The organism is Bartonella taylorii, assembly GCF_023920105.1.
GTDB lineage: Bacteria > Pseudomonadota > Alphaproteobacteria > Rhizobiales > Rhizobiaceae > Bartonella > Bartonella taylorii.
The window spans coordinates 989729-1011992 of record NZ_CP083693.1; the positions used below are offsets into that span (position 1 = coordinate 989729).

19 protein-coding genes and 3 pseudogenes are annotated in these 22264 nt (G+C 38.8%); 12 read left to right on the top strand and 10 right to left on the bottom strand.

Annotated elements, in window-relative coordinates:
• Positions 1-29: 29 nt before the first annotated feature.
• The 5 genes from fabF to LBE40_RS04405 form a co-directional block, all read right to left on the bottom strand.
• Positions 30-1292 carry a beta-ketoacyl-ACP synthase II gene (fabF, locus tag LBE40_RS04385; protein ID WP_004860276.1) on the bottom strand — a complete coding sequence of 421 codons (1263 nt, stop codon included), beginning with the start codon at positions 1290-1292 and terminating at the stop codon, positions 30-32.
• Between the two features lie 107 nt (positions 1293-1399).
• Positions 1400-1636 carry an acyl carrier protein gene (locus LBE40_RS04390; protein ID WP_004860281.1) on the bottom strand — a complete coding sequence of 79 codons (237 nt, stop codon included), beginning with the start codon at positions 1634-1636 and terminating at the stop codon, positions 1400-1402.
• Between the two features lie 262 nt (positions 1637-1898).
• Complete coding sequence (gene fabG, locus LBE40_RS04395; protein WP_004860283.1) at positions 1899-2636, bottom strand: 3-oxoacyl-[acyl-carrier-protein] reductase; 738 nt, start codon at positions 2634-2636, stop codon at positions 1899-1901.
• Positions 2637-2655: 19 nt separating this feature from the next.
• On the bottom strand, positions 2656-3600 hold the full coding sequence (gene fabD, locus LBE40_RS04400) for an ACP S-malonyltransferase (protein WP_004860285.1): 945 nt from the start codon (positions 3598-3600) through the stop codon (positions 2656-2658).
• Between the two features lie 76 nt (positions 3601-3676).
• Positions 3677-4267, bottom strand: a complete 591-nt coding sequence (locus LBE40_RS04405) for an undecaprenyl-diphosphatase (protein ID WP_004860287.1) — start codon at positions 4265-4267, stop codon at positions 3677-3679.
• 349 nt (positions 4268-4616) lie between these two features.
• On the opposite strand from LBE40_RS04405, the gene rpsF reads away from it, so the two are divergent.
• From rpsF to LBE40_RS04460, 11 genes and pseudogenes are all read left to right on the top strand, one after another.
• Complete coding sequence (rpsF, locus tag LBE40_RS04410) at positions 4617-5024, top strand: 30S ribosomal protein S6 (RefSeq protein WP_004860288.1); 408 nt, start codon at positions 4617-4619, stop codon at positions 5022-5024.
• Positions 5024-5272: a 30S ribosomal protein S18 gene (gene rpsR / locus LBE40_RS04415; protein ID WP_004860290.1), complete on the top strand. Its 249-nt coding sequence runs from the start codon at positions 5024-5026 to the stop codon at positions 5270-5272. Before rpsF ends, rpsR begins: the two co-directional genes overlap by 1 nt.
• Positions 5273-5428: 156 nt before the next feature.
• Positions 5429-6409, top strand: a complete 981-nt coding sequence (locus tag LBE40_RS04420) for a hypothetical protein (RefSeq protein WP_004860291.1) — start codon at positions 5429-5431, stop codon at positions 6407-6409.
• Positions 6410-6434: 25 nt separating this feature from the next.
• Positions 6435-7031, top strand: a complete 597-nt coding sequence (rplI, locus tag LBE40_RS04425; protein WP_004860293.1) for a 50S ribosomal protein L9 — start codon at positions 6435-6437, stop codon at positions 7029-7031.
• Positions 7032-7667: 636 nt separating this feature from the next.
• Complete coding sequence (locus LBE40_RS04430; RefSeq protein ID WP_004860295.1) at positions 7668-9158, top strand: replicative DNA helicase; 1491 nt, start codon at positions 7668-7670, stop codon at positions 9156-9158.
• A 5-nt stretch (positions 9159-9163) separates the two neighbouring features.
• A pseudogene (locus LBE40_RS04435) lies at positions 9164-9579 on the top strand (ATPase domain-containing protein); the annotation flags it as partial.
• Between the two features lie 271 nt (positions 9580-9850).
• Positions 9851-10840: pseudogene (locus LBE40_RS04440) on the top strand (DnaB-like helicase C-terminal domain-containing protein); the annotation flags it as partial.
• Between the two features lie 6 nt (positions 10841-10846).
• Positions 10847-12241 carry a DNA repair protein RadA gene (gene radA, locus LBE40_RS04445; protein WP_004860303.1) on the top strand — a complete coding sequence of 465 codons (1395 nt, stop codon included), beginning with the start codon at positions 10847-10849 and terminating at the stop codon, positions 12239-12241.
• Positions 12242-12362: 121 nt separating this feature from the next.
• Positions 12363-12987, top strand: a pseudogene (locus tag LBE40_RS04450) (CvpA family protein).
• A gap of 36 nt (positions 12988-13023) precedes the next feature.
• Entirely contained in the window at positions 13024-14514 is a 1491-nt protein-coding gene (purF, locus tag LBE40_RS04455) for an amidophosphoribosyltransferase (protein WP_004860308.1), read from the top strand.
• 2 nt (positions 14515-14516) lie between these two features.
• On the top strand, positions 14517-15266 hold the full coding sequence (locus LBE40_RS04460; protein WP_004860310.1) for an SDR family NAD(P)-dependent oxidoreductase: 750 nt from the start codon (positions 14517-14519) through the stop codon (positions 15264-15266).
• A 156-nt stretch (positions 15267-15422) separates the two neighbouring features.
• Here the strand turns inward: LBE40_RS04460 and pssA are convergent, their stop codons facing one another.
• From pssA to cysS, 5 genes are all read right to left on the bottom strand, one after another.
• A complete protein-coding gene (gene pssA / locus LBE40_RS04465) occupies positions 15423-16262 on the bottom strand; it encodes a CDP-diacylglycerol--serine O-phosphatidyltransferase (protein ID WP_004860312.1) in 840 nt (279 codons plus the stop codon).
• Between the two features lie 8 nt (positions 16263-16270).
• Positions 16271-16969, bottom strand: a complete 699-nt coding sequence (locus LBE40_RS04470) for a phosphatidylserine decarboxylase (protein ID WP_004860315.1) — start codon at positions 16967-16969, stop codon at positions 16271-16273.
• A 113-nt stretch (positions 16970-17082) separates the two neighbouring features.
• The gene (locus LBE40_RS04475; RefSeq protein WP_004860316.1) at positions 17083-18966 is read right to left on the bottom strand and encodes an ABCB family ABC transporter ATP-binding protein/permease; all 1884 of its coding nucleotides are present in this window, start codon (positions 18964-18966) and stop codon (positions 17083-17085) included.
• A gap of 113 nt (positions 18967-19079) precedes the next feature.
• Positions 19080-19751 (bottom strand): DUF421 domain-containing protein, encoded by a 672-nt coding sequence (locus tag LBE40_RS04480; RefSeq protein WP_004860318.1) that lies wholly within the window; start codon positions 19749-19751, stop codon positions 19080-19082.
• A gap of 42 nt (positions 19752-19793) precedes the next feature.
• Positions 19794-21302, bottom strand: coding sequence for a cysteine--tRNA ligase (gene cysS / locus LBE40_RS04485; RefSeq protein WP_004860319.1), 1509 nt, complete (start codon positions 21300-21302; stop codon positions 19794-19796).
• A 522-nt stretch (positions 21303-21824) separates the two neighbouring features.
• Between cysS and LBE40_RS04490 the strand changes: the two genes are divergently transcribed.
• The gene (locus LBE40_RS04490) at positions 21825-22196 is read left to right on the top strand and encodes a TIGR02301 family protein (protein ID WP_004860321.1); all 372 of its coding nucleotides are present in this window, start codon (positions 21825-21827) and stop codon (positions 22194-22196) included.
• The last annotated feature ends 68 nt before the right edge of the window (positions 22197-22264 follow it).

A 22264-nucleotide genomic window follows, 5' to 3' on the forward strand; every position in this document is an offset into this window, starting at 1 on the left:
GAAGCAAAAGAAACAAATAAACCTCTTTATTATCCCCTAAAACGTCGCATCACCAAAGATGCATTTGTCCCACCAAACCCAAAAGAATTGGAAAGGATTATATCAATCTTTCGTTCACGCGGTTTATGTGGAACAAGGTCAATTTTTGTTTCAATAGATGGATTGTCGAGATTAAGTGTTGCTGGAGCTATATTATCTCGTATAGCTAAAATACAAAAAATAGCCTCAGCCGCACCGGCTGCACCAAGTAAATGGCCCACAGATGACTTCGTTGACGACATGGACACATGTGGTGCATAATGCCCTAAAACACGTTCAACAGCAGATAGCTCGATGACATCAGCCATCGTTGATGTTCCATGAGCATTAATGTAATCAAGTTCACTTACATTCACTTGTGCACGCTTAAGAGCTGCCATCATACTGCGCTGCGCACCTTCACCACTCTCTGAAGGAGCTGTAATGTGATAAGCGTCACCAGATAAACCATAGCCAATAATCTCAGCATAAATACGAGCACCCCGTTTTTTTGCATGTTCAAGCTCTTCTAAAACAACAATCGCAGCTCCCTCCCCAATCACAAAGCCATCACGATCAGCATCATAAGGACGTGATGCTCGTTCAGGCTCATCATTACGACAAGTAGAAAGAGCTCTACAAGCAGAAAACCCAGCAAGAGATATTCGATTTATAGGCGATTCAGTGCCGCCCGCCACCATTACATCTGCATCACCTAATGCAATTAAACGCGCTGCATCACCAATTGCATGCGCTCCTGTCGAACAAGCCGTTACAACCGAATGATTAGGACCGCGCAAACCATACTTAATAGACACATAGCCAGAAGAAAGATTAATCAAACGTCCTGGAATAAAAAAGGGAGACACACGCCGTGGACCTTTATCACGAAGCGTATAACCGGCCTCAACAATGCCTTCAATGCCACCAATCCCCGAACCAATTAATACACCTGTACAAATCTGATCTTCATCATTTTGAGGAAACCACTCAGCATCTGAAAGCGCTTGGTCAGCAGCAGCCATTGCATAAACAATAAATGCATCCACCTTACGCTGTTCCTTGGGGTCCATATGCAAATCAGCATTATATGTACCATTTGTTCCATCTCCCAAGGGGATACGAGCACCAATCTGACATGGCAAATCGGACACATCAAATTCAGTAATGCGTCGAACACCACTTTTCCCTTCAAGAAGTCGTTTCCAACTATACTCGACATCACCAGCTAATGGAGATACCAATCCTAAACCAGTAACAACAACACGTCTCATAACTTCTAACCTTGAATTGAGATTCACCCCTCAAAGCTCACTTTTCAAAACAGCCCCAAAGAATATAGGCAAAAGCATTTTACGCTTTTGCCTTTGCATTTCGGTCATCACGCAGAAGCTTTATCGATAAACTTTACGGCATCACCAACTGTGAAAATTGTTTCAGCAGCCTCATCTGGGATTTCTACACCAAATTCTTCTTCAAAAGCCATAACGAGCTCAACCGTATCAAGGCTATCTGCTCCTAGATCATCGATAAAGCTTGCATTTTCCACTACCTTATCTGCATTAACACCAAGATGCTCCACGATAATTTTCTTAACGCGCTCTACTGTATCACTCATGTTGAAATCCTTAAATTTATATATTTCCTATAATTTGGTTAGCTATATCGGCTCATCTAATCAAGCAATAGATGCATTACTCTAAAGATTTTAGCAGCGATTTAAAACATCCTGTGGATATCCCCTACAAAATAAAACAACCTGACATTCCGACATAAATTGATTAACTCACCATGTTAAAAAAATAGATGTATCTTTCCATTTCATTCATTACTATCTAAAATAATACGACTTATAAATCAATGTGGAATAAAGCAAATACTTAGATCATTGCCATCCCACCATTGACGTGTAGTGTTTGTCCCGTCATATATGCCGCTTCATCACTCGCTAAATAAACAGCAGCAAAAGCTATTTCTTGTCCCATCCCCATACGCTTCATAGGAATCGCAGCCATAATGGTCTCTTTTTGTTTTTCGTTAAGTTTGTCGGTCATTGCAGATTTAATGAATCCTGGAGCAATACAATTAACAGTAATATTTCGTGAAGCAATTTCTTGCGCCAATGCTTTAGAAAAGCCTATCAAACCAGCTTTTGCAGCACAATAGTTGGTTTGCCCAGGGTTTCCAACAACTCCAACAATAGATGTTATATTAATAACCCTTCCATAACGACGTCGCATCATAGAATGTGTTAATTCACGTGTTAAAGTAGAAGCAGCTGTTAGATTAACCGCTAAAACATCATCCCAGTCTTGATCTTGCATACGTACAAAAAGACCATCACGGGTGATTCCGGCATTGTTAACTAAAATATCAACACCATCCATTTCCTTTTCTGCTGCTTCAGCTAACTGCTTAATAGATTTACGCTCAGAAAGATTAGCAGGAAACACAAAAACATTTTTCCCCAGATCTGTAGCCACTTTTTTAAGCTTGTCTTCACGTGTTCCATGGAGCCCAACAATTGCTCCTTGCGCATGGAAACATCGCGCAATTGCCTCACCAATTCCTCCGGATGCTCCCGTCACCAAAGCTTTACGACCTGTTAATTTGAACATTTTTTAGACTCCTTACAGATTAAACGCCAAGCACCTGTAGTGCCGCTTCTATTTCTTCAGCTGTCCCAATTGTTAATCCCTTTATGTCTTTATTAATACGACGCGCTAAGCCTGTTAATACTTTTCCAGAACCAACTTCAAAAAGCGTATCAACCCCATTAGCACCAATCCACTCTATTGTTTCACGCCATCGCACTCTCCCTGTGACTTGTTGAACAAGAAGCATAACAATACGCTCTGGATCGCTCTCTGGCGCAACAGAAACATTAGCAATGAGAGGAACTAGAGGGGCAATTTTGTTAACAGACAAAAGTGCTTTCTTCATGGCATCAGCAGCAGGTTGCATTAAGCTTGAATGGAAAGGTGCAGAAACAGGAAGAAGAAGTGCACGTTTAGCACCTTTTTCTGACGCAATCTTTACCGCTGTCTCGACCGCCTTTGTCTCCCCTGAAATAACAATTTGTCCTCCCCCATTATCATTAGCAATCTGGCATAATCCTTTTTCAGAAACGGTTTTACAAATTTCTTCCACATCTTGCTCACATAAACCAATAAGTGCTGCCATAGAACCCTCACCAACAGCGACAGCAGCCTGCATAGCATTTCCACGTATGCGCAAAAGTTTTGCTGTATCAGTCAGACTAAATGTACCAGCAACACAAAGAGCTGAATATTCACCTAAAGAATGACCTGCAACAAATTTTATCTTTTCTTTTATATTAAGCCCCAATTGTTCCATAACACGAATAACAGCCATAGATACAGCCATTAATGCTGGTTGTGCATTTGCTGTTAACGTCAAAACATCTTCTGGTCCTTCAAAAATGATATCTGATAATTTCTCTCCTAGGGCATCATCGACTTCTTCAAAAACCATCCGTGCTGCAACAAATTGCTCTGTAAGTATTTTGCCCATACCAACAAGCTGACTCCCCTGCCCTGGAAAAGTAAAAGCTGCCACCATCAATCGACTCCTAAATTGTGCAATTAAATTATTCTCTTTTGATCTTATTCATAAGCACAAATCAAGATAAAGTACCTTATTTGGAATAAATATCTCTCTTAAATTTATATTTTAATGGTGGTATTTGATATAAAAACTTAGGAAAATACGGTGCCATAAACTGAATAACACCCCAACTTATGATACTTCCTAAAATTGTACCAGCTAAAACATCAAAAGGATAATGTACACCAACAAAGATGCGCCCCCAACAGATTAAACATAACAACACCGCTGCAAACTTAGAAGCAATTTTGTATCGGTAAAAATAAAGATTCGCCATATAAGATGCAATAGTCACAGCATGATTGCTAGGAAAAGAAGCTGTTGCATGGTGCTTAATCAGGGGTATCGTCAAACCCGTAACAAATGGGCGTGGATGAAAATAAATAAGAGAAATAAGATAACCTACAAAAAGAGACACACAAATACTCACGCAAATGCTTAGTGCTACGCGCCGCTGTTCCATATTTCCATCGTAAAACCACAACACACAAAGATGTAGAGGGATAACATAAATCAAAAACTTTGCACAAAAAATACTAAATGCAACTAAAACCGACCATGATTGATGATTGCCAGCAAGCATTTGAAAAAGTACAACATCAACTCGGTTTAAAAAATTCATTCTTCTCTCCTTCATGCTTGTAGCCTTACAGCTTTGTCTCTGTTGTAAAAGTGTGAACCGTACAAAAATATATCAAGATTCAATAAATCAATTTTTTATACGCATAAACTTGCTATTTTTAAAGATAAGCTGTAAATGTCAAACGTTCGTTATCGGTACTTTAGCTGGAGGTTGAACGGAGGACTGGAAAGTAACCAGTAGGAGACGCAATGTTTCCGACCTCCTGTGTCTCCGCTCTCGGATGTCTCAAATTGTAAACGCGTCCTTTCTTCTTTGGATTTCCAAAAAAGACAAGTCGCAGAGGCTTTGCGCTAAAACCGGTAAAGTTTAATTGAAGAAAGGCAAAACAATGGCTCTTTATGAACATATGTTCCTTGCCCGACAGGATATTGCGCCGCAGCAAATTGATGAACTTGTAAATGTCTACAAAGGTGTCATTGAAGCGTACGGTGGTAAAGTTGGGCGTATAGAAAATTGGGGACTTCGTTCCCTTGCATATCGTATTCGCAAAAATCGTAAAGCTTATTATGTACTGGTTAATATCGATGCACCAGCCGCAGCGATTGCTGAAGTTGAACGTCAAATGCGTATCAATGAAGATATTTTGCGTTACCTAACCATTCGCGTAGAAAAACACGAACAAGAGAAGTCTGCTATGTTCTCACGCCTTGATCGTAATGACCACATTGGTCAAGATGGAGAACGCCCTCGCTCCTCGCGCCGTCAACGCGAAGATGCCATAGAAGGAGTAGAATGATGACTGATATTAATCAAAATGCAGCACGTCGTCCCTTTCATCGTCGTCGCAAAACATGCCCATTTTCAGGTACTAATGCGCCTAAAATTGATTATAAAGATGTCAAATTATTGCAACGTTATATTTCAGAACGTGGAAAAATTGTTCCTTCACGCATTACGGCCGTCAGTCAGAAAAAACAGCGTGAATTGGCTAATGCTATCAAACGTGCCCGTTTTCTAGGTTTACTTCCATACGTTATAAGGTAAGCTATTAGTTTATACTATGTAGCTGTAGAATCTCTCCAGCTGCTTTTCTTGTGTGGTTCAACAACATAGCTGATTACGGACTATACGGGGCTATATAAAATACCAAAAGTTGGGGCGTTATAATGCCCCTAACTGCAGAAGGCAGGACAGCGATAAATGAAAAACTTTCGTGTTTATAAAATAATGACCGGCATTTTGGCGGGACTGTTTGCTGTTGTGATAGGAATGGCAATTATCAGTGTCGCGAATATCGCTCCCTATTTTTCTCTTCTTCTTGGGTGCTTTCTTTCATTCCCAATTTTCATTGTTGCGTTCGGTCAAGGTACCTTAGCCAGTCTCGTTGCCTTAATAAGTGCTACTGCTGTTCTTGTTATAACCACTAATAGCTACGTTGCTCTCAGCTTTATGCTATTATTTTTCCTTCCTGCTGTTTATGCTTCTTGGCTCCTTGGGCTTGCACGACCAGCGCAAAAGGAAAATGCCCTGATATGGTATCCATTATCATCGGTTATTTTTCATTTAACTAACTTTATTGCTCTTATAGCAACCTTCATTGGGCTTTATGTCCAAAGCCGTCCATCCACACCCCTCATCGCAAAAAAAATTACCGCAAACATAGCACAAGCTATGCAACAATCGCAGTCTGTAAAGGAAGCTGATATACACACTTTTAGTGAGTTTCTAATGACACATGCAGCAACTTTGACGGCTATTGCTCTGACGATTTATAGTTTAATTTTTCTCATTGGTAATCTTTATTTTTCGATGATAACAGCACAACATATGAAGTGGTTAAAAAGGCCTCGTGATGATTGGAGCAAAACTCTCCGCCTTCCAATTTCTGGAATTGTTATTTTCATTGTTGTTTGTATAGTATCAATGGCTGAATTTAGTGCTACCGTTAATCTGAGTACTCGTGTTTTTAGCACTGCATATACTGTCATCATATCAATCAGTGGGTTAGCATATCTCCATGATATCACAAAAGGAATTAACGGCCGGATTATTATACTCTCTCTTGTTTATATTGCTATTTTAACTGTTGTTTTTGCTCCACCTATTTCTTTCATGATGCTTTTGATGGGTATTTGGGCAACTGTTCAATACAACTTTCAATCACGCAAAAAACTTCACTAAATTTATTTGTTCGAAAGGAAAAACTATGGATATTATTCTACTTGAGCGTATTCCTCGTCTTGGTCAGATGGGTGATATTGTCTCGGTTAAAGATGGTTATGCACGTAACTTTCTCTTGCCTCAAGGTAAAGCTTTACGGGCAAATGAAGCTAATAAAAAACATTTTGAAATACAACGCACTCAACTTGAAGCACGTAACCTTGAACGCAAAAGTGAAGCACAAAAAATTGCTGAAAAACTCGATAATAAATCATTTATTGCCATCCGTTCAGCTGGTGAAACAGGGCAACTTTACGGATCTGTCTCAACACGTGATATTTCTGAAATTATAACTGTTGAAGGATTTTCTATTGGAAGGAATCAGGTTGAACTTAACCATCCAATAAAAACTATTGGTCTGCATACTATTACTCTTACCCTACACCCTGAAGTTCAAGTTTCTGTAATCATTAACGTTGCGCGTTCAGCCAATGAAGCACAACGCCAAGCAGAAGGTGAAACTCTAACTTCTTCTGAAAAAATGTTTGATATTCAGGAGAAACCCTTAACAGAAGATCAAGAAGAGCCGTTGGCAGAAGAAATGAATGACAACGATGTAGATAGTGTGAAAGAAGAAGGTTAATTGCTCTTTGCCCTATCTGTATTGTATCTTTTATTTTTCTACCGTTTGATATACTAGCGTGTTATAAAACCCTCAGCTTTAAAAGCTGAGGGTTTTATAATTCACTCTAAACAATGAATTTCTATGGAAGAGGCAGTCTTTGGTGCATTATATAGTAGTCTAAAAGCCATCAATGAAGCACTGAAAAACGCTCTCATACGTTATTTGACCAAAAAAGAAGCAAAAAATTTAAGATTCGGCACTAAAAAGATAAGCTTAATATGGATAACAATTTTTTATGTCCCTACATCATATGAAATAATTCCAATCAGAAAGAAAAAAGTCATCTTCCATGCTCTGATAATATTAAGACCATGTAATGTTAAAATATTAGGAATACACCCTAACACTTTGAGAATACTTAAATATAATTTTGAAAATTTACTCAACACTCTCTAAAATTTTTAAGTTACAAAAGATAAAGGAATATTTACATACAAATGATACATATATTGTGAGTAAGCAATTGAAGAGCAGAATTTTAAAAAAATTTGAAAGTATGATTTTAATTTAAAATGAAGATTTGTAATTCTAGTGTACAGGACTCTATTTATCATTTAGATAGCCAAACGCAAAATCTTAGTGGAAAAAAACGTTATGGAAGAAAAAAGCGTTGTCAATTTCAGCTCTTCACAAAAAGAAGATCCTCCTTCATTTCAACAACTTCCGCATAATATTGAGGCTGAACAAGCGTTGCTTGGAGCAATCCTCATTAACAATGACGCACTTGATCGTGTCTCAGATTTTCTAAAACCAGAACATTTTTTTGAACCTTTGCATCAAAAAATCTATGACGTTTTGTCTTACATTATCAAAAACGGAAGGCTTGCAGAACCTCGTACTATTAAATCCTTCATTCCAGCCGAAGAAAAGATTGGAGATATCACCGTATACAATTACGTTGTGCGTTTAGCCACAGAAGCGGTGACAATCATTAATTCTGAAGACTACGGACGGGTCATATATGATCTCTTTATCCGACGCTCTTTGATTAATCTTGGAACACAAGTTGTCAATACAGCCTTTAATGCTCCTATAGAGCTTACGCCATCTCAACAAATTGAAATTATTGAACAAAATTTGTTTGAATTAGCAGAAAAGGGAAAGTATGGAGGGGGATTTGAAAATTTCAATGAGGCTATCAAAAAAGCTGTTGACATGGCAAGTGCTGCCAAAAAGCGTTCCTCACAGTTATCAGGAATAGCTACCCATATTAAAACACTTGATGAAAAAATGGGAGGATTACAAAAATCTGACTTAATTATTCTTGCTGGACGCCCAGGTATGGGAAAAACCGCACTTGCTACCAATATTGCCTTCAATATTGCTAATGCTTGCAATCGTGATGCTAAAATACAAGAAAATGAAGGAGGCATTGTTGGATTCTTCTCGCTGGAAATGTCATCAGAACAGCTCGCAACCCGTATTATTTCAGAACAAACAGAAGTCTCTTCTTCTGATATTCGACGTGGTAATATTTCAGAAGAACAATTTTCAAAAATAATCCGTGCAATAAATCGTCTACAAAAAGCGCCGCTTTATATCGATCAAACAGGTGGTATATCAATCACGCAACTGGCTGCCCGTGCACGTCGTCTCAAACGGCAACATGGTTTGGATGTCTTAATTGTTGACTATATCCAGTTAATGACAAGCAATTCAAAGCGTTCATCAGAAAATCGTGTTCAAGAAATTACGGAAATTACCACAGGGTTAAAAGCATTAGCTAAAGAATTGAATATTCCTATTATTGCGCTTTCACAGCTTTCACGCCAAGTCGAAAATCGAACAGACAAAAGACCACAACTTTCAGATTTACGAGAATCTGGCTCAATTGAACAAGATGCCGACATCGTACTTTTTGTCTATCGTGAAGAATATTATCTCAAAAATGAACAACCTAAAGAGGGTGTCCCTGAACATATAACATGGCAGGATGCAATGGATAAAGTTACGGGAAAAGCTGACGTTATTATCGCGAAACAACGCCATGGACCAACAGGAACCATTCATCTTGCCTTTCAGTCTGATTTCACACGTTTCAGCGATTTGGCAGACAGTAATTATCTCCCAGAACAAATTGGTTAAATCCCATGGCACGCAACCGTATTCAATTTACCTGCCAAAATTGTGGAACCATTTATTCACGTTGGGCTGGGAAATGTAGTTCCTGTGACGAATGGCGGAATCGGTACTTGTCCTATGCAAAATGTTCGTAAGGGACGTATAGTTGCCCTTACATCTCTTTCTGGAGATCTTGAAGAGGCTCCCCGTATCCATTCTGGAATTACGGAACTTGATCGTGTTACTGAAGGAGGCTTTTGTGCGTGGATCAGTATTACTTGTTGGTGACGACCCAGGTATTGGAAAATCAACATTGCTGACACAAACAGCAGCCACCTTGTCGCGAAAAGGGCATAATCTCATTTATGTTTCAGATGAAGAAGCCGTTACACAAATCTGCCTTTGTGCACAAAGGTTTGATACTAAAAATACAGAGGTTAAACTGGAAACACCGTATCTTAAGATACCGTGAAAATTTTTTCGGCCAATTGATAAAAAAGCAGCCCAAAATATAGCTTTCACGGCATTATCTACCCTGCTATTATAACTCAAACGATAAAATTGCAAAACTAAAAAAATAGTTTCTAATCCTTCTGAGTTAAGAGAAAATCCTACAAAATATAAATGATTCTTGATACAAAAAAACTCCGGGAACCCAATACACATTTACACCAAAAAAAAGAGATAAATGAATGACTACACTAGATAAAAAAGAAAAAGATGAAAGTGGATTTGAAAGTTTAAATGAAGCTCTCAAAAGAGTTTTCGGCATGGCAAGTGCTGCTAGAAAGCATCCCTCTCAATTATCGGGAATAGCTACCCATATTAAAACACTTGATGAAAAAATGGGAGGATTACAAAAATCTGACTTAATTATCCTCGCTGGATGCTCTGGTATGGGAAAAACCGCACTTGCTACCAATATTGCCTTTAATATTGCTAATGCTTACAATCATGATGCAAAAACAAAGAATCCATCGCAAAAAAATGAGGGAGGTATTGTCGGTTTTTTTTCGCTGGAAATGTCATCAGAACAGCTTGCAACTCGTATTATTTCCGAACAAACAGAAGTCTCTTCTTCTGATATTCGACGTGGTAATATTTCAGAAGAACAATTTTCAAAAATAATCCGTGCAATAAATCATCTACAAAAAGCACCACTTCATATTGATCAAACTGGGGGAATATCAATCGCGCAACTGGCAGCACGTGCGCGGCGTCTCAAGCGGCAACATGGTTTGGATGTCTTGATTATTGACTACATCCAGTTAATGACAAGCAATTCAAGGCGTTCATTTGAGAACCATACTCAAGAAATTACCATAGGTCTTAAAGCACTAGCTAAAGAATTGAATATTCCCATTATTGCTCTTTCACAGCTTTCACACCAAATTGAAAATCGAACAGATAAACGCCCAAAACTCTTAGATTTGCGGGAATCTGGTTCAATTGAGCAGAATGCCGATATTGTGCTTTTTGTCTATCGTGAAGAATATTATCTCAAAAATGATTTACCTAATTTTGGTCGCCCTGATGAATATGTGAAATGGCAGGATGCAATGGACAAAGCTTTTGGGAAAGCTGACGTTATTATCGCAAAACAACGCCATGGACCAACAGGAACCATTCACCTTGCCTTTCAGTCTGATTTCACACGTTTCAGCGATTTGGCAGACAGTAATTATCTTCCAGAACAAATTGGTTAAACCACTATGGCACGCAACCGTATTCAATTTATCTGCCAAAATTGTGGAACCATTTATTCACGTTGGGCTGGGAAATGTAGTTCTTGTGGCGAATGGAATTCCCTTATCGAAGAAAATGCGAATGGTGGCATCGGTACTGGTCCTATGCAAAATGTTCGTAAGGGACGTATAGTTGCCCTTACATCTCTTTCTGGAGATCTTGAAGATGCTCCCCGTATCCATTCTGGCATTGCTGAACTTGATCGTGTCACCGGAGGAGGCTTTGTGCGTGGATCAGCATTACTTGTTGGTGGCGACCCAGGTATTGGAAAATCAACATTGCTGACCCAAACAGCAGCGGCCTTATCGCGAAAAGGACATCACGTCATCTATGTTTCAGGTGAAGAAGCTATCGCACAAATCTGCCTCCGTGCACAAAGGCTTGGAGCAGCCAATACAGAAGTTAAACTCGCCGCTGAAACTAATGTTGAAGATATCCTTGCAACTTTAAGCGAACATAAAAAACTTGATATGGTTATCATCGATTCTATTCAAACCCTATGGTCAGATGCTGCTGATTCAGCACCTGGTACCGTCACACAAGTGCGCATTGGTGCTCAAGCAATGATTCGCTTTGCCAAAAAAACAGGAACAGCTGTTGTTCTTGTAGGCCATGTGACAAAAGATGGACAGATTGCTGGTCCACGGGTTGTCGAACATATGGTTGATGCTGTTCTTTATTTTGAAGGTGAAGGTGGACATCATTATCGAATCCTTAGAACTGTAAAAAACCGCTTCGGGCCAACGGATGAAATTGGTGTTTTTGAAATGTCCGATAAAGGATTACGGGAGGTCATCAATCCATCTGAACTGTTTTTGGGTGAACGAAATGAAAAAGCTCCAGGAGCTGCTGTTTTTGCAGGAATGGAAGGGACACGCCCGATACTAGTAGAAATTCAAGCACTTGTTGCTCCCTCTTCACTTGGAACACCACGACGTGCTGTTGTAGGATGGGATGGAAATCGCCTTTCAATGATTCTTGCTGTTCTAGAGGCCCATTGCGGCGTTCGCTTTGGACAACACGATGTCTATCTTAACGTTGCAGGTGGATATCGCATATCAGAGCCAGCAGCTGATTTAGCTGTTGCAGCAGCCTTGGTATCCTCTCTCGCAAATATTCCTCTCCCAACGAATTGTGTCTATTTTGGTGAAATCAGCCTTTCAGGAGCTATCCGCGCTGTTGCTCATTCAACACAGCGCATCAATGAAGCAAAAAAACTTGGCTTTCAAGGAGCTGTTCAACCTACTACAACGACAAAAATGGTGAAATCACTAAATTTTCAACGAAAAACAGTCTCCGACCTTCCTGAGCTGGTTGCCGCTATTACCGCAGGTAAAAGATGGTCTGCACCACACACATGATAATATAGAAAAAACTCTACAAAATATAAAATCCCTGCTATAAGAACAGAAAATAGCATAACCAGAAATGCATTTGTATATAACTTAAAAGAACACAACTTTATGTATAAGGAACAAACAAATGATCATAACAGTCCTTGATGGAATTGTCGTAGCTGTCATCCTGTTCTCCGCTTTTCTCGCTATGCTCCGAGGGTTTTCACGCGAAGTGCTTTCGTTGGCTTCTTGGGCGATCGCAGCTGTTGCTACACTGTTTTTATTCAAACCTGTCTTGCCCTTCTTTGAGCAATATCTCTCTAATAAAATGATTGCGTTGATTACAACATTGGTTATGATTTTTATTATTGTTCTCATTATTACTTCAATCATTACAATGAAGATCTCTGATTTTATTATTGATAGTCGAATTGGCATCCTAGACCGTACTATCGGTTTTGTTTTTGGAGCACTCCGCGGTTTATTTATCATGGTTATCGGTATGCTCCTTATTAATGCGCTTATTAAACCTGAGAACCAAGCTCATTGGTTAAAAAATGCAACAACAAAACCCATCTTAGATTCATTAGGACAAAAAGTTTGGGAAATACTCCCCAAAGATCTCGATATTGTTCTCGAAAAGGCAGAAAAAATTTTTAAAGGAGACGATACTAATATACAAAAATAAATACCCTCATGAAGAGGTGATTTGGCAAAATGGGGAAGAGTTTGTCATGGACAAAAAGTTTCAAATAATATGGGAAGTATGATATAATCATTCTTCATATCACAACTGAAAGAATATAATGATAAAAAGCGACATTTCCTGTCAGGATTTTTCATTGGATGACGATACCCTACATGAGGAATGTGGAGTTTTTGGTATTCTTGGTCATGAAGATGCGGCAACGTTAACAGCTCTCGGACTCCATGCACTTCAGCATCGTGGGCAAGAAGCAGCTGGTATTGTTTCTTACCACAACAAAATGTTTCATCAAGAAAAACATCTAGGTCTTGTTGGTGATCACTATACAAACCCTGCAACACTTGCCCGTTTACCGGGAAATCGTGCTATCGGACACACCCGTTATTCAACAACTGGAGAAATAGCATTACGCAACGTTCAGCCTCTTTTTGCTGAATTAAAAGTTGGAGGTATTGCTATTGCCCATAATGGCAATCTCACCAATGGTCTTACACTACGCCGCAAACTCATTGCCTCGGGTGCCATCTGTCAATCGACATCAGATTCAGAAGTTTTTCTTCATCTTATTGCCCGTTCACCTTATGAATCGTCATCTGATCGTTTTGTCGATGCTATTCGGCAAGTGGAAGGTGGATATGCCATGTTGGCGCTCACACGCACTAAGCTCATTGCAGCGCGAGATCCAACAGGAATTCGACCTCTCGTGATGGGTGAGCTTGATGGTAAACCAATCTTTTGTTCCGAAACCTGTGCACTTGATATTATTGGAGCAAAATATGTCCGCGATGTTAAAAATGGCGAAATTATCATATGTGAAATACAAAAAAATGGGGAAATTACTAAAAAAATTATAGAACCAGAGAATGAAAAACCTGAAAGACTGTGCCTTTTTGAATATGTCTATTTTGCACGTCCTGATTCAATTGTTGGAGGGCGTAGTGTTTACACGGTCCGTAAAAATATGGGAATCTATTTGGCGCAAGAAGCTCCTTGTGAAGGTGATGTTGTAGTTCCCGTTCCTGATGGCGGAACACCTGCTGCAATTGGCTATGCACAAAAAATTGGAATTCCCTTTGAGCTTGGTATTATTCGTAATCACTATGTTGGCCGCACTTTTATTGAACCAACACAACAAATTCGTGCTTTTGGAGTAAAATTAAAGCACTCTGCAAATCGTTCTGTCATAAAAGGAAAACGTGTTATTCTGGTTGATGACTCTATTGTCCGTGGAACAACGTCCCTCAAAATTGTGCGAATGCTCCGTGATGCAGGAGCAAAAGAAGTTCATATGCGCATTTCTAGCCCTATGATTTTCTATCCCGATTTTTATGGCATTGATACACCTAAAGTTGAAAGTCTATTGGCTAATCAATACCCAGATTTAAAATCCATGTGCAATTTTGTCGGAGCTGATTCATTAGAATTTCTTTCAACGGATGGTCTGTATCTTGCTGTAGCAGGAGAAAAACGAAATAATGCTGATCCACAATTTACTGACCATTATTTTACTGGACAATACCCTACACATCTGGTTGATCAAGAAAGTATCCCCAAAATTCATCAATCATCTGTCCTTAAAACAAGAGATTAATGATGATAAAATTTGATTTTAGTCTCTCTGGTCGTGTTGCACTTGTTACCGGTGCTTCAAGAGGTATTGGCTACCATTTAGCATTAGAACTCGCAACACGTGGTGCTCACATTATTGCCCTAGCACGCACAGCGAGTGGACTCACTGAACTTGATAATAAAATCCGAGAAAAAGGTGCTTGTGCAACACTTATCCCACTCGACTTACATCATATGGAAAACATTGATACTCTTAGCGTTTCTATTTCTAAGCGCTGGAAAAAACTCGATATTATGGTCGCAAGTGCAGGAATTCTTGGAACGCTCTCACCAATAGCACATATCGAAAATATGGTATTTGAAGATGTTTTTCAAATAAATCTCATTAGCCAATGGCGCTTAATGAAAGCCATGGAACCTTTATTGCGTAAATCTAATGCTGGACGAGCGATTCTACTATCTTCAAGCGTTGCTCATGTTGCACGCGCTTTCTGGGGACCTTATGCAGCCTCTAAAGCTGCTTTAGAAATTATTGCTCGTTGTTGGGCAGAAGAACTAAAGCAAACCCCTATAAAAATTAATTGTGTTGATCCCGGCGCAACACGTACTGCCATGCGTGCACAAGCCATGCCTGGTGAAGATCCTCAAACTCTCCCTTCACCACAAGACGTTGCAACAAAGATAGTCCATTTATCATCGCCTGATTTAAAAGAGACAGGAAGACTATTTAATGTCCGTAAAAATCGGTTTATGGATTATCATGTACCTTATTAAGTTAACCTATTGATTTATAATAACAATTTATCATTTTGTGATTTGAATAAAAACTCCGAATACAGTAATTTTTTTATATCAAACCCTTTTATGATGAATCAGAAAAAAGCTCTTGCATATCTTCTGTTATCTTTTTCAAAAATAAAATATAAAGCTTTATGATTCTTTGATCGTTTTAACACTGGTCTTTTTTTCTTCCAAAGCAGCCCGTTTATTATAAGCTACAAAACTACAGGGGAGAAAAATCATATAGCTAACAGCTGTAATCAATAAAGTGTGCCATGTGTAAGTTGCAAGAAAACCTACGTAAATAACAATGCCCAATATGCACGGTACAACGATATCGCGCCTCAAACTTTGATCAATTGTTTTTGCATTCCATACCGGTAAACGACTAACCAATAGAAAAGCAATAATAACAGTATAAAGGCTAAAAAATAATGCCCAGCTCCAACTCGGCATCAAACCAAGAGCTCCTAAATACATAGGCAATAAAAGTAATAACGCCCCTGCTGGTGCAGGAACGCCAATAAAATAATTTTCCTGCCATTTTGGTATATCCGCGTTATCCAACATCACATTAAAACGTGCTAATCGCAAACAACAAGCAACACAATAGACAAGTGCTGCTACCCAACCTACCTGGTGAGCTTGAGTCAAAATAAAGGAGTAAACAATAAGCGCTGGAGCAACACCAAAATTAACCACATCAGCAAGAGAATCCATCTGCGCCCCAAAAGATGAACTCCCATCCATCAAGCGAGCAATACGACCATCAGCACCATCTAGGACTGCTGCTAAAAGCACCATTAAAATAGCAGCCTCATAGCGATGCTCAAAAGCCAAACGAATACTGCTCATCCCTGCGCAAATCGCCAAAACAGTGATAATATTAGGAATGACATATCGCATGGGTGTAGGTGAACGCCACCGATTTGCAATATCATCATGCTGTCCCTCAGGATTAAATGAAGAAAATAGTGAAAAAAATTTCATTTTCTGTCCTAATCAAATCTGAAATCAGTTGTAGCACTCTTATCATCAAAAGAAGCTAAAACTGTTTCTCCAGCAATTGCTGTCTGGCCAACCGCAACACGCAATTTTACTTCAGTAGGTATATAAATATCAAGGCGAGAACCAAAACGGATCAACCCAAATCGTTCTCCGGTATTAACGGAATCATTTTCTTTCGACCAACAAACAATCCTGCGAGCAACCATCCCAGCTATCTGTACCATACCAATTTTACCGTGTTTGCTGTCAATCACCAGCCCATTACGCTCGTTAAACTGGCTAGCTTTATCAAGCTCAGCATTTCTAAACTGACCTGGACGATAAACTATAGATTCTACTGTACCACTTATGGGAATACGATTAATATGGCACGAGAAAATATCCATAAATACGGAAATACGGATCATTTCTTTGCTACCCAATCCTAATTCTTCAGGTGGAACACATGGCTCAACGAATGAGATACGCCCATCAGCAGGAGACATAACCCAATTGGGATTCAAAGGGATCACACGCTCTGGATCACGGAAGAAGTATATACACCACACAGTAAGAACAAGGCCACACCAAAACAATGGACTCCATACCCAACCCAAAATGAGCGAAATAATAAAAAACGCCACAATAAAAGGATAACCCTCTTTATGAATTGGCACAAAACTATTATGGATAGATTGTAGAATACTCATATAATTTCCCATTCACAGTATTTAAACAAGTAATAAATCTCTTTGTTCCTCTTTATCTTTTTTGTACTTAATCAATCGCTCCATATAAAGATATAAGTTACATTTTGCGCAGCTTATTTTTTACGATTAACAACGCCTGTCTCATCCTCTTCACGCATTTTACGTAATTTTTCTTCAGCTTGCGATGCTTCAAGCTGCTTATTCCACATTGAAGCATATAAACCTTTCTTACGTAAAAGCTCCGCATGCGTCCCATTTTCAATAATACGGCCATTTTTTAGAACCAAAATTTCATCCGCATTTATAACAGTAGAAAGACGATGCGCAATTATCAATGTTGTCCGCCCACGGCTTATAATATCCAATGCTTGTTGAATTTCTTGTTCCGTTGTCGTATCAAGAGCCGCTGTTGCTTCATCCAGAATAAGAAGTGGAGGAGCTTTTAACAGTGTCCGTGCAATAGCCACACGTTGTTTTTCACCACCTGATAGTTTTAGCCCACGCTCACCTACCATAGATTGAAAACCTTCTGGAAGCATCTCAATAAATTTTGATATCTGTGCCATTTCAGCAGCTTTGCGCATCTCTTCCTCTGTAGCACTTGGACGCCCGTAGAAAATATTATATGCAATAGTATCATTAAATAATACCGTATCCTGCGGTACCATGCCGATAGCTTCACGCAAACTTTTTTGCGTTACATCACGAATATCTTGTCCGTCGATTGTGATAGAACCCGCATCCACATCATAAAAACGAAAAAGTAATCGAGAAATCGTCGATTTACCAGCACCGGATGGACCGACAATCGCAACGGTTTTGCCTCCAGGGATCTCAAAATCAATATCTTTGAGAATCTGACGAGTCGGATCATAGGAAAACTTTACTTGGTTAAACCGAATACTACCATCACGCACTATCAATGGCTTGGCATCCGATTTATCAACGATTTCCTGCTGCACATCTAAAAGATCAAACATAGCTTCAATATCAGTTAACCCTTGTCGAACGTCACGATAAATTGAGCCAATAAAATTCAGCGGAATAGAAAGCTGTATTAAAAGCGCATTAATAAAAACGAAATCTCCTAAAGTTTGAGTCTTATGAAAAATTTCATAAGCTGACATCAACATCAGAACAGTCATTCCAATACCAAAAATAAGAGCCTGACCAAAGTTAAGCCAACTTAACGATGTCCAAATTTTTGTTGCCGCTTTTTCATAATTTGCCATAGAAGAATCAAATCGACGTGCTTCTAGAGTTTCATTGCAAAAATATTTGACAGTTTCAAAGTTCAAAAGAGAATCAACAGCATGCGTATTGGCCTCAGTATCTGCCATATTCATTTTTTCCCGAATTCGAATGCGCCAATCACTTGCCTTGATTGTAAACCAAATATACAAGCCAACCATTATTACAACTATGAACAAATAGTTCCATCCATAGCTTATGTAAAATACAAATGCTGTCAAAACAAATTCTAAAACCGTTGGTACTGTGTTCAGAATTGAAAATCTAACGATAGCTTCAATTCCCTTCGTACCACGCTCAATCACACGAGAAAGTCCACCTGTTCGCCTTTCTAGATGAAATCGCAAAGACAATCCATGAATATGCACAAAAGTCTTATAGGCTAATTGGCGAATAGCATGTTGACCAACGGTTGCAAAAAGAGAATCACGTAACTGGTTTAATCCAGCCTGAATAATACGCGTGACATTATATGCTAAAACCAGCATAATAGGAATAACCCAACTGGATGGAAACCATACAGGCAGCTTAAAGCTCGCATCAAGTGCATCCGTAGCGTATTTAAAGAAATATGGCACACATATGAGAACGAGCTTGGCCAAAACAAGATAAAATATCGCCCATAATACACGCATTTTTAGATCGCGCCGATCCACCGGCCACATATAAGGCCATAAATTATAAAGTGTACGTAGAGTTTGACCTGTACCTGATGACACAGTTTTTATCATTTCACTCTGTTCCATAAAGTCCTTATCTATTATTCACTCAACAGACGATAACTACCCTGTTGCTGTTTACAGGTCATATCATCTCTTTGTATATGCCTCCGGCAAACTATACGTTTTAACCTTTGAGGTTAGACTGTTTTTGAAAAAGGAACAAGAAATAATCCATCATAAGATTTATTATTTTCGTCTGTATGCTCATACCATTCTGCTGCAAATAAATTCTCAACTTTTACACGCTTTTTTTTCAATTCTGCTTGAAGCCATGTCTTTGATTTACCAATCTCTTTAAGTCCATCGTCAATAATTTCGCCATTTTCTACTAAAATGATAGACTTTTTTCCCTCATCCTTTTTAACAACGGAACAATCACCACTGGTTTCTAAATGAACAAAAGCTGCTTCATGTAAACTACAACCTTTAATTCGCAACATCGTAATCAAGTCATTTACGCTGATACCCAAACTCTTAATCTTATCCATTTGAAATACACTATCTAAAACTAATGTGACATTCCGTCCTGCAACAAGACGACGAAAAAAAACTGAATAGCGTGCAAAAAAATTAAGAGATGTAACCAAAGCTTGCCAAATACATAAAACAATCAACAATTGAACAGTACTAATGTTCGGATTATAAACAACCCCTCCAATGATACTCCCCATCACAAAATTGCTTATCAAATCAACCGGTGTCATTTGACTGAGGTTTCCGCGTCCCGTTGTTCTTAAAATCAAGAGGAAGGCGATAAGACCTACAATCAATTTAAATGTGACATACCCGTAATAATATAAAAATTCCATCAAACTTTCTCCCTTGTTATGAAAGCTGCTAGAATACGGGAATTATAAGCGTTTTATTTCCCACACGGTTATACGTTCACCAGTTTGTGAATCCTTGCTATCTTTGAGTGAAACCCCCTCGGCTGCAAGCTCATCACGAATTGTATCCGCAGCTGCCCACTCTTTATTATGGATAAGCTGCAACCTTTCGGCAATGCGCTGATCAATAAATTTTTCATCAAGAGAAGTTTTTTTTATAAACAGTGGGCATTCTAGATCGCTAATCCATTCTTGCCGCAAGAGCCCAAATAAATTCATCCCATTTGCGAGCGCTATAGCATTTCCTGCTTTATAAAATTTTCGCAAAAGAGTAAATGCACTCGGAGTATTAAGATCATCACTTAGTACGTTTAGCAAAGATTCATCAATCGATTCTCTTTTTTCTATTCTTTCTCTTTCATAGCGAAGCAATTGATACCAACGATACAGTTCGCTACTAGACTGCGCCAAACGCTGAGCTGTCCAATTTAACGGTTCACGATAATGCGTTTGTAACATTGAAAAACGTGCAGACAAACCAGCCCAATTTTTCTTCATTTCATCTGTTAAAATACTACTAGTCTCAACAAAATCGCTCTCTAAAACAGAACGAATGGTTATGAAATTGCCAAGGCTTTTAGACATCTTTTTACCTTCAACTTGCAAAAATCCATTATGCATCCAAAGATTAGCCATCCGCTCAGTTCCAAAAGCTGAACAACTTTGTGCAATCTCATTTTCATGGTGAGGAAAAATCAAATCGATACCACCACCATGGATATCAAAAATATTCGCTGTTGGATCATCACAGAACAATCCACCGCCATAGGGTGCTAACAGCGTTGCCATCGACATCGCAGAACATTCGATATGCCATCCCGGACGACCTAAGACAGGAATTCCTGCCGGCGATACCCAACCTGGTTCCCCATCCTCAGAGGGCTTCCATAAAACAAAATCCATCTCCTCCCTTTTATAAGCAGCGACATCAACACGCGCACCGGCTCTCATTTCATTTAAAGAACGTTTTGCAAATGATCCATAAAGGGGATGTTTTTTTATGCTACTCACAGAAAATAATATATGATTTTCCGCTTTATAAGCGTGCCCTTTTTCAAGCAACCTTTCAATCAAAGAGCGCATTTCTTCTAAATGATCAGTTGCACGCGGTTGACTGGTGGGCAGCAAACAACCAAGTGCTAGTGTATCTTGTTGAAATTGAAAATATGTACGTTCCGTCAATTGGCGAATAGCTTCGTTAAGTGCTAGCTCTGGATATTCACAAGCTGCTCGTGCATTAATTTTATCATCCACGTCTGTAATATTACGCGCATATATAACATGATCATTGCCATAAACATGACGCAATAAGCGAAATAAAATATCAAAAACGATCACGGGACGTGCATTTCCTATATGCGCATAATCATAAACCGTTGGACCACAAACATAAAGGCGTACCTTAGTCACATCTATCGGTGTAAAATTTTCTTTTTTACGTGTAAGCGTATTATAAAATCGCAACTCTCTCATAAATTATACTCCGTTAGTGATATTACTCGCCGTTCTTTATGGTGAATCTTACTCAAGATCATTACATTATGTGGTTATGCTAAAACTTTCATGTCTCTTATGTAAAATTCTCATAACCTCGCCTCCCCTTTATCTAAGCTGTATCCATCATCTTTCGCAAAAAAAATCCAATTTATTTGATTGGATAAGAGCATTCTATCGATAAAGACCATATCTTTTCTTGATGAGAAAACTGTCTCAAGAGAAAATTTGCAATGCGCTATATAACGTAAGCTCATACGAAAAAGGAATTACATATAAAAAAATCTAAAATCTTTAACCACATAAAGATTTATCAGAATTTTTCATAACCTCACGAAGGCTTCCTTACTCTCTTTCATGCCCTAAATTTTATAACACACCCACCATTGGTAATAATACACAAACCATTTTCGTCCTGTCTTTTAACATATCCTTTACAACAAAGCCATTTTATCCACGATTGTGATCTACAAAGTTTTATTAAAAAGGAAAAGTAAAATAATGCGTAATATATTGATAAAAATCACTTTTTTAACGTTTTTTCTATCTTTAACACCAACTTTTGCACAACAATCACCACCCTATGAAACAAAATTGCTACGACTGGCAGAAATTTTGGGGTCGCTGCACTATTTACATAATCTTTGTAAGACTCCAACAAACCAATGGTATGACTATATGACCGCACTGATCGAAGCAGAACAACCAATTCCACAAAGACGCGCTTATTTTTACGAAGCGTTTAATGAAGCATATCGCGCCTTCTCAGAAAATTATCATCATTGTACACAGTCAGCAATTGAAGCAAATCAAAGATATGTTAAAGAGGGTAGAGCCTTGTCCGAAAACCTTCTTATACATCTTAATAATTAACCCCTACAAAAGCTCTTAGGCTTTCAAAATGCCTTGTCTTCACAAAATTGTTAGAGAGCCTTTATTTA

Excerpts from the sequence above, each read along its gene's own strand:
- LBE40_RS04475 (WP_004860316.1), bottom strand. The coding sequence starts at position 18,966 with ATGGAACAGAGTGAAATGATAAAAACTGTGTCATCAGGTACAGGTCAA.
- LBE40_RS04420 (WP_004860291.1), top strand. The coding sequence starts at position 5,429 with ATGAAAAACTTTCGTGTTTATAAAATAATGACCGGCATTTTGGCGGGA.
- LBE40_RS04390 (WP_004860281.1), bottom strand. The coding sequence starts at position 1,636 with ATGAGTGATACAGTAGAGCGCGTTAAGAAAATTATCGTGGAGCATCTT.
- radA (WP_004860303.1), top strand. The coding sequence starts at position 10,847 with ATGGCACGCAACCGTATTCAATTTATCTGCCAAAATTGTGGAACCATT.
- rpsR (WP_004860290.1), top strand. The coding sequence starts at position 5,024 with ATGACTGATATTAATCAAAATGCAGCACGTCGTCCCTTTCATCGTCGT.
- fabD (WP_004860285.1), bottom strand. The coding sequence starts at position 3,600 with ATGGTGGCAGCTTTTACTTTTCCAGGGCAGGGGAGTCAGCTTGTTGGT.
- LBE40_RS04430 (WP_004860295.1), top strand. The coding sequence starts at position 7,668 with ATGGAAGAAAAAAGCGTTGTCAATTTCAGCTCTTCACAAAAAGAAGAT.
- rplI (WP_004860293.1), top strand. The coding sequence starts at position 6,435 with ATGGATATTATTCTACTTGAGCGTATTCCTCGTCTTGGTCAGATGGGT.
- purF (WP_004860308.1), top strand. The coding sequence starts at position 13,024 with ATGATAAAAAGCGACATTTCCTGTCAGGATTTTTCATTGGATGACGAT.
- cysS (WP_004860319.1), bottom strand. The coding sequence starts at position 21,302 with ATGAGAGAGTTGCGATTTTATAATACGCTTACACGTAAAAAAGAAAAT.
- LBE40_RS04470 (WP_004860315.1), bottom strand. The coding sequence starts at position 16,969 with ATGAGTATTCTACAATCTATCCATAATAGTTTTGTGCCAATTCATAAA.
- LBE40_RS04480 (WP_004860318.1), bottom strand. The coding sequence starts at position 19,751 with ATGGAATTTTTATATTATTACGGGTATGTCACATTTAAATTGATTGTA.
- fabF (WP_004860276.1), bottom strand. The coding sequence starts at position 1,292 with ATGAGACGTGTTGTTGTTACTGGTTTAGGATTGGTATCTCCATTAGCT.
- fabG (WP_004860283.1), bottom strand. The coding sequence starts at position 2,636 with ATGTTCAAATTAACAGGTCGTAAAGCTTTGGTGACGGGAGCATCCGGA.
- LBE40_RS04405 (WP_004860287.1), bottom strand. The coding sequence starts at position 4,267 with ATGAATTTTTTAAACCGAGTTGATGTTGTACTTTTTCAAATGCTTGCT.
- pssA (WP_004860312.1), bottom strand. The coding sequence starts at position 16,262 with ATGAAATTTTTTTCACTATTTTCTTCATTTAATCCTGAGGGACAGCAT.
- rpsF (WP_004860288.1), top strand. The coding sequence starts at position 4,617 with ATGGCTCTTTATGAACATATGTTCCTTGCCCGACAGGATATTGCGCCG.
- LBE40_RS04490 (WP_004860321.1), top strand. The coding sequence starts at position 21,825 with ATGCGTAATATATTGATAAAAATCACTTTTTTAACGTTTTTTCTATCT.
- LBE40_RS04460 (WP_004860310.1), top strand. The coding sequence starts at position 14,517 with ATGATAAAATTTGATTTTAGTCTCTCTGGTCGTGTTGCACTTGTTACC.